This is a genomic window from Vibrio sp. 10N.222.52.B7, assembly GCF_041474275.1.
Classification (GTDB): domain Bacteria; phylum Pseudomonadota; class Gammaproteobacteria; order Enterobacterales; family Vibrionaceae; genus Vibrio; species Vibrio crassostreae_C.
The window spans coordinates 1-311 of the sequence record NZ_JBFRTU010000626.1; the positions used below are offsets into that span (position 1 = coordinate 1).

Consider the following 311-nt stretch of genomic DNA (forward strand, 5'->3'; position numbering starts at 1 on the left):
ATGCTTTCTTTCGAATCGGCATCGCGAATACTCATGCCTTCTGTCTGGCACCACAACGCGATCACTGAGTCGTAGTCTGAAATTGCCATTTCCCGAATGTTGACCAATCTACTCTCCTTGTATAAACGGGCGCTTAATACGCTACTTTTTGACGAGCGACTTGGTGAGAAACGATAGCGAGGAATCTACAGGGTAATTTTCTAACACCATCTGGCATTCATACCCTCGTTTCTCATAAAAAGGCTTCGCTTGGAAACTTAATGTATCGACCAATGACGACGTACAACCTTGAGACTTCGCATACTCTTCAA

Annotated in this window: 2 pseudogenes; both read right to left on the bottom strand. The window is 44.4% G+C overall.

What is annotated here, in order from left to right:
- Positions 1–107 (bottom strand): annotated as a pseudogene (locus AB4512_RS24520) (GNAT family N-acetyltransferase); the annotation flags it as partial.
- Positions 108–141: 34 nt separating this feature from the next.
- Positions 142–311, bottom strand: a pseudogene (locus AB4512_RS24525) (biphenyl 2,3-dioxygenase); the annotation flags it as partial.